This is a genomic window from Sphingopyxis sp. (assembly GCF_016463645.1).
GTDB lineage: Bacteria > Pseudomonadota > Alphaproteobacteria > Sphingomonadales > Sphingomonadaceae > Sphingopyxis.
Genome location: NZ_JAEMQX010000180.1, coordinates 1 through 5,671, shown reverse-complemented (window position 1 = coordinate 5,671; position 5,671 = coordinate 1). Strand labels below are relative to the sequence as shown.

The following is a 5,671-nucleotide window of genomic DNA, read 5'->3' as shown; positions in this document are numbered from 1 at the left end:
GCGATCAACAATGTGCGCGCGACGCTCAAGCGCGTGGCGGGAACGGGGAGCCGGGTGCTGGTCACGGGGGCTCCCGGCGTCGGCAAGGAGGTCGCCGCGCGCGTGCTCCATGGCTGGAGCGGCCGCCACAACGCACCCTTCCGCGTCATTTCGTCGGCGCGCATGGATCCCGAAACGGTCGAAACCGAACTGTTCGGATCGGAAGCCGAGGATGGATCGATTCGCGTCGGGCTGCTCGAACAGGCGCATGGCGGGACGCTCTTCCTCGACGAGGTGGCCGACATGCCGCTGACGACGCAGGGCAAGGTCCTGCGCGTCCTGACCGACCAGAGCTTTACCCGCGTCGGCGGACGCACGATGATCCGCGTCGATGTCCGCATCATCTCGGGTTCGGCGCGCGACCTGATGACCGAAATCGCCGAAAGCCGCTTTCGCGAGGATCTCTATTACCGGCTGAACGTCGTGCCGGTGCATATTCCGCCGCTGCGCGAACGGCGCGACGATATCGCGAGCCTGTGCGATCATTTCGTCCGCCGCTATGCCGCCGACCGCCGCGTCCCGCCGCCCGAAATCAGCGCCGAAGCCATGGCAGCGCTCCAGGCGCACGAATGGCCGGGCAATGTTCGCGAACTGCGCAACGTGATCGAACGCGTGATGATCCTTGCGCCCAGCGACCGGCTGGCGCGCATCGACGCGGACATGCTGCCCGCCGAACTGGTGCGCGGCGGTACCGACATATTGCCCAATTCGGAATCGATCACCGCGATCCCGCTGAAAGAAGCGCGCGAGAATTTCGAACGCGAATATCTGCGTATCCAGATCAACCGTTTTTCGGGCAATATCTCGCGCACCGCGACCTTCATCGGCATGGAGCGGTCGGCACTGCACCGCAAACTGAAACTTTTGGGCCTTACCGAGAGTTCGGACGGCGAAGGCTGACGCAGGCTTTGCGCTAGACCTTCCGTCCGCTTTGCCGCATATTGCGCCGAAGAAGGTCTTTTTGAGCCGGAAAGCCGGCAATTACCCCGCGGTTATACCGCCAAGAACAGGAGGCAAATGTGTCCGATAAAAACCAGAATCTCCAGGATATTTTTCTCAACGCTCTCCGCAAGAGCAAGACCCCCGTGACCATGTTTCTGGTCAAGGGCGTCAAGCTGCAGGGCATCATCACCTGGTTCGACAATTTCTCGCTCCTGCTCCGCCGCGACGGGCAGTCGCAGCTCGTCTACAAGCATGCGATCTCGACGGTCATGCCCTCGCATGATTTCGACCTGTCGCTGCTCGGCGACAATCTCCGCGATGCGCCGGCGAGCAAGGGCAAGGCGCTGCAGGACGTGTTCCTGAATGCCGTTCGCCGTTCGGACGAATCGGTGACGATGTTCCTCGTCAACGGCGTGATGCTGCAGGGCGACATCGTTGCCTTCGACCTGTTCTGCATGCTGCTCGAACGCGAGCGGCAGGTGCAGCTCGTCTACAAGCATGCGATTTCGACCGTCCAGCCGAACGGGCCGATCAACCTGACCGACAATGGCGATGCCGACGGCGAAGCGGACGACGCCTGATCGACCCGATAATCGACACGGAAGACGAGGTAACGCGTGGTGCCGCCGCGCTTGTCGTCGTGCCCGAATGGCATAGCCAGCGTCTTGCGCGCGACCTCGACGCGCGCGCCGAGGAAGCGAAGGGGCTGGCGCTCGCCATCGGGCTCGATGTCGTTGCGGTTCATACGCTCCGGTTGCGCCAGACGCGCGCCGCGACCTTGCTCGGGGTAGGGCAGATCGATGCGATCGTGCCCGATATCGCCGCGAAGGGCGTTCAGCTGGTCGTCGTCGACGCCGCGCTGAGCCCGATCCAGCAGCGCAATCTGGAAACCGCCTTCGGTACCAAGGTCATCGACCGGACCGGGCTGATCCTCGAAATCTTCGGCGAGCGCGCCGCGACCGCCGAAGGGCGGCTGCAGGTCGAACTGGCGCATCTCGATTATCAGGCGGGGCGTCTTGTTCGTAGCTGGACCCACCTCGAACGCCAGCGCGGCGGCTTCGGATTCCTCGGCGGCCCCGGCGAAACGCAGATCGAGGCCGACCGCCGGATGATCCGCAACCGCATGGCCCGGATCCGCCGCAGCCTCGAGGATGCGCGCCGGACGCGCCAGCTTCAGCGCTCGAAGCGCCAGCGCGCGCCTTGGCCGGTGATCGCGCTCGTCGGTTATACGAACGCCGGAAAATCGACCTTCTTCAACCGCCTGACGGGAAGTGACGTCATGGCGGAAGACATGCTCTTCGCGACGCTCGATCCGACGATGCGCGAGATACGCCTGCCGGGCATCGACAAGGCGATACTGTCGGACACGGTCGGGTTCGTGTCGGATCTGCCCACCGAACTGGTCGCCGCGTTCCGCGCGACCCTGGAGGAGGTCACGACCGCCGACCTGATCGTCCATGTCCGCGACATCGTCCATCCCGACAGCGAGGCGCAATATGACGATGTGCGCGCGATCCTCAATTCGCTGGGCGTCAACGGCCCGCAGGATGGCGAAGGAAGCGATGCGCCCGACACCGTTCCGCAGATCGAGATATGGAACAAGATCGATACGGCCGATACCGATCGCCGCGCGGACATCGAGGAAATGGCGGCGCGGCGCAGCGACGTCGCGGTCATCTCCGCGGTGACCGCCGAGGGCGTCGAAGCGGCGCGCACGCTCATGGCGTCACAATTGACCGCTCGGCATCAGCTCCAGCGCATCTATCTCGGCTATGAACAGGGTGAGGCGATGGCATGGCTCCACGCGCGCGGCGAAGTGCTCGCCGACGAGCCCGAGGACGAAGGGCATGTCCTGACCGTCCGGCTCGACCCCGCCGACCGCGCCCGGTTCGAACGGCTGTGGCCCACTAGGGACGTTCCGACGCCTTGACCGCCAACCAGTGATTTTCCTGCGCGTCGAGCGACAGGCCCGCGAGGCTGCCGCCCGCGCGTTCTTCCATGGCGGCAAAACGCCGCGCGAACTTCAGATTGGCATCGCGTAGCGCGCCCTCGGCATCGACACCCAGCTTGCGCGCATAATTGACCACTGCGAACAGCAGGTCGCCGATTTCTTCGTGTCGTTCGGCCTCGTCGGACGCCTCGGCCACTTCGACGAGTTCCTCCGCGATCTTGGCGCGCGGGCCTTCGGTATCGGGCCAGTCGAAACCGACCCGCGCGGCGCGGCCCTGAAGCTTTTGCGCGCGCAGCAGAGCGGGCAGCGACTGTGCGACACCCGCAAGCGCGCCCGCGGGGCCTTCGGCGGCGCGCTCGGTCGCCTTGATCTGCTCCCATTGCTGGCGGACATCGTCGGTTCGGGTTTCGCCGAAAATATGCGGGTGACGGCGTTCCATCTTGTCGCTGATCGCATTGGCGACGTCGTCGAAGCCGAACAGCCCGCCGTCAGTGGCAATCTGGCTGTGGAACACGACCTGAAGCAAAAGGTCGCCGAGCTCGTCGCAGATCGCGGCGGGGTCGCCGCCGGCAATCGCGTCCGACACCTCATAGGCTTCCTCGATCGTATAGGGAGCGATCGTCGAGAAATCCTGCGCCAGATCCCATTCGCACCCGCCGTCGGGGTTGCGCAACTGGCGCATGATCGCAAGCAGACGGTCGATCGGGGCTTGGGGTGCCGTGTCGGCCATAACATTCGAACCAATGCAGGGAAGCTTGCGGGTGAGACCGGAAACCTCGGGTGGAGAGAGCCTTTCCCATAGCGCAACCTTGCGGGCGCTCAAGCGCGTAACATCCCGCCGAAATTTCACCGACGCGTAACTTCGGGCGCGCGGCACCCGAACCGGCCAACGATGCCATCCCTCGCATCACCCATTTTCCAAAGGGAGATTGAAATGACCAACACACTGAAACTGTCGCTCGCCGCTTCGGCGGTCCTTGCCATGGCCGCCGGGACCGCGGTTGCGGGCACTGCTGCGGCTGCCGAAGGCAAGACCGAAAAATGCTATGGCGTCGCGCTCAAGGGCAAGAATGATTGCGCCGCCGGTCCGGGCACCAGCTGCGCCGGTACCTCGACCGTCGACTATCAGGGCAATGCCTGGAAGCATGTGAAGGCCGGCAGCTGCGTCAAGATGGGCGGCACGCTGACCGCCCACGCCGGCAATGCGAAGCCGGTCGCGAAGAAGGGCTGACCTTTGCCACCTCCCTCGCTCCATTCGCTTCCGCCGCGAGCCGGCATAGGGCTCAAAGCCAGCCACTATGCCGATGTGCTCGCGGCGGCGGAGCGAGGGAAGGCTCCCGCCTGGGCCGAAGTCCACCCCCAGAATTTCTTCGGCGCAGGCGGGCCGCCGCATCGCTGGCTGACGGCGATGGCCGGGCATCTGCCGCTCAGCTTTCATTCGGTGGGCCTGTCACTGGGATCGGCGGAGGGCGTCGATCGGGATGAACTCGAAGCGCTTGCAAGGCTTTGTGACCGTTACGAACCTGCGATGGTCTCGGATCATCTGAGCTGGAGCAACGGGCCGGACGACAAGTTTCCCGACCTGCTCCCCATTCCCTATACGAACGCGACGCTCGATCATTTCACCGAGCAGGTCGGCCGCGTCCAGGACCGCCTCGAGCGTTCGATCCTGATCGAGAATCCGTCGCGCTATCTGGCTTATGCCCAAAGCGACTGGGACGAGGTCGAATTCCTCCACGCGCTTTGCCGACGTAGCGGCTGCGGGCTTTTGCTCGACATCAACAATATCGAGGTGTCGGCGTTCAATCTCGGGCGCGACCCGGCGCCTTGGCTCGATGAATTCGATCCCGCACGGGTGCAGGAAATCCATGTCGCGGGGCATGTTATCCGCGAAGACGAGACGGGCGGCGCGATCGCGATCGACGATCACGGGTCGCCGGTCCGGACGAGTTGCTGGGACTTGCTGGGCCGCTTCCTTCGCCGTGCCGGCCCGAAGCCCGTGCTCGTCGAATGGGACACCGACGTTCCGGCCTTTCCGGTGCTGGCAGAAGAGCTTGGCAAGGCTGACGCGCTGCTGGAGCTTGTCCGTGCCTGACAGCGATCAGGCGGCGATCGCGATGACATTGCTCCATGGTCCGGGGCACCTTCCCCGCAACCTGTTCGCGGGGAGCGAAGCCGCCGTCCTGCGCGGGCTTCGCGTTCACGCCAATACCATTTCGCATGCGCGGCTGGTTGCACTGGAGGAGACCTTCCCGCGGACGCGCGCCCATCTGGGCGAAGAGGTTTTCAACAGCCTCTCACACGCCTTCGTCGAAGGCGGCGGGGCCGGCCGCCGATCGCCGGGCGACATCGGCGCTGCCTTTCCGGACTGGCTCGGCGACGCGATCGCGGCGGATCTGGCGCGGGTCGAATGGAACTGGCTTCAAAGTTACAACGCAGCCGAAGCGCCGGCGCTCGAAATGGGGGAACTCGCAGGGCAGAGCGAGGCCGAAATGCTTGCCTTGCCGCTTCACCTCCACCCCGCGACGCGGGTCGTCCGGCTGGCGGGCGATGCCGCCCCCCTTGTCGATCGCGCTTTCGAACCGGGAACCCCGGCATTGCTCGTCGCGCGGCCCGCAGCAGAGGTGCGCCTGTTCGCGCTTCACGCCTCCGCCGCCGATGCGCTCGAATGCGCCAAAGAAATCATGCCCCTCGGTAACCTGCTCGCGTTGCTTGCCGAACATCATCCCGACGGCGGGG

The 5,671-nt window shown here is 64.9% G+C and carries 7 protein-coding genes; 6 read left to right on the top strand and 1 reads right to left on the bottom strand.

Features of this window, described 5'->3' with window-relative positions:
* The 3 genes from JHC57_RS20685 to hflX form a co-directional block, all read left to right on the top strand.
* The coding region (locus tag JHC57_RS20685) for a sigma-54 dependent transcriptional regulator (RefSeq protein ID WP_294032473.1) at window positions 1-939 on the top strand (939 nt) is incomplete at its 5' end.
* Between the two features lie 119 nt (window positions 940-1,058).
* Window positions 1,059-1,562, top strand: coding sequence for an RNA chaperone Hfq (gene hfq, locus JHC57_RS20680; RefSeq protein WP_294032472.1), 504 nt, complete (start codon window positions 1,059-1,061; stop codon window positions 1,560-1,562).
* A gap of 8 nt (window positions 1,563-1,570) precedes the next feature.
* The gene (gene hflX / locus JHC57_RS20675) at window positions 1,571-2,911 is read left to right on the top strand and encodes a GTPase HflX (protein WP_294032474.1); all 1,341 of its coding nucleotides are present in this window, start codon (window positions 1,571-1,573) and stop codon (window positions 2,909-2,911) included.
* Here the strand turns inward: hflX and mazG are convergent.
* Window positions 2,889-3,662 carry a nucleoside triphosphate pyrophosphohydrolase gene (gene mazG, locus JHC57_RS20670; protein WP_294032471.1) on the bottom strand — a complete coding sequence of 258 codons (774 nt, stop codon included), beginning with the start codon at window positions 3,660-3,662 and terminating at the stop codon, window positions 2,889-2,891. The two genes, hflX and mazG, sit on opposite strands and share 23 nt — an antisense overlap.
* A 204-nt stretch (window positions 3,663-3,866) precedes the next feature.
* Here mazG and JHC57_RS20665 point away from each other — a divergent pair, with 204 nt between their 5' ends.
* From JHC57_RS20665 to JHC57_RS20655, 3 genes are all read left to right on the top strand, one after another.
* Window positions 3,867-4,163, top strand: coding sequence for a DUF2282 domain-containing protein (locus JHC57_RS20665; RefSeq protein WP_294032470.1), 297 nt, complete (start codon window positions 3,867-3,869; stop codon window positions 4,161-4,163).
* A gap of 3 nt (window positions 4,164-4,166) precedes the next feature.
* Complete coding sequence (locus tag JHC57_RS20660) at window positions 4,167-5,027, top strand: DUF692 domain-containing protein (protein WP_294032469.1); 861 nt, start codon at window positions 4,167-4,169, stop codon at window positions 5,025-5,027.
* A partial coding sequence (locus tag JHC57_RS20655) for a putative DNA-binding domain-containing protein (protein WP_294032468.1) occupies window positions 5,020-5,671 on the top strand: 652 nt, incomplete at its 3' end. The genes JHC57_RS20660 and JHC57_RS20655, both read left to right, overlap by 8 nt.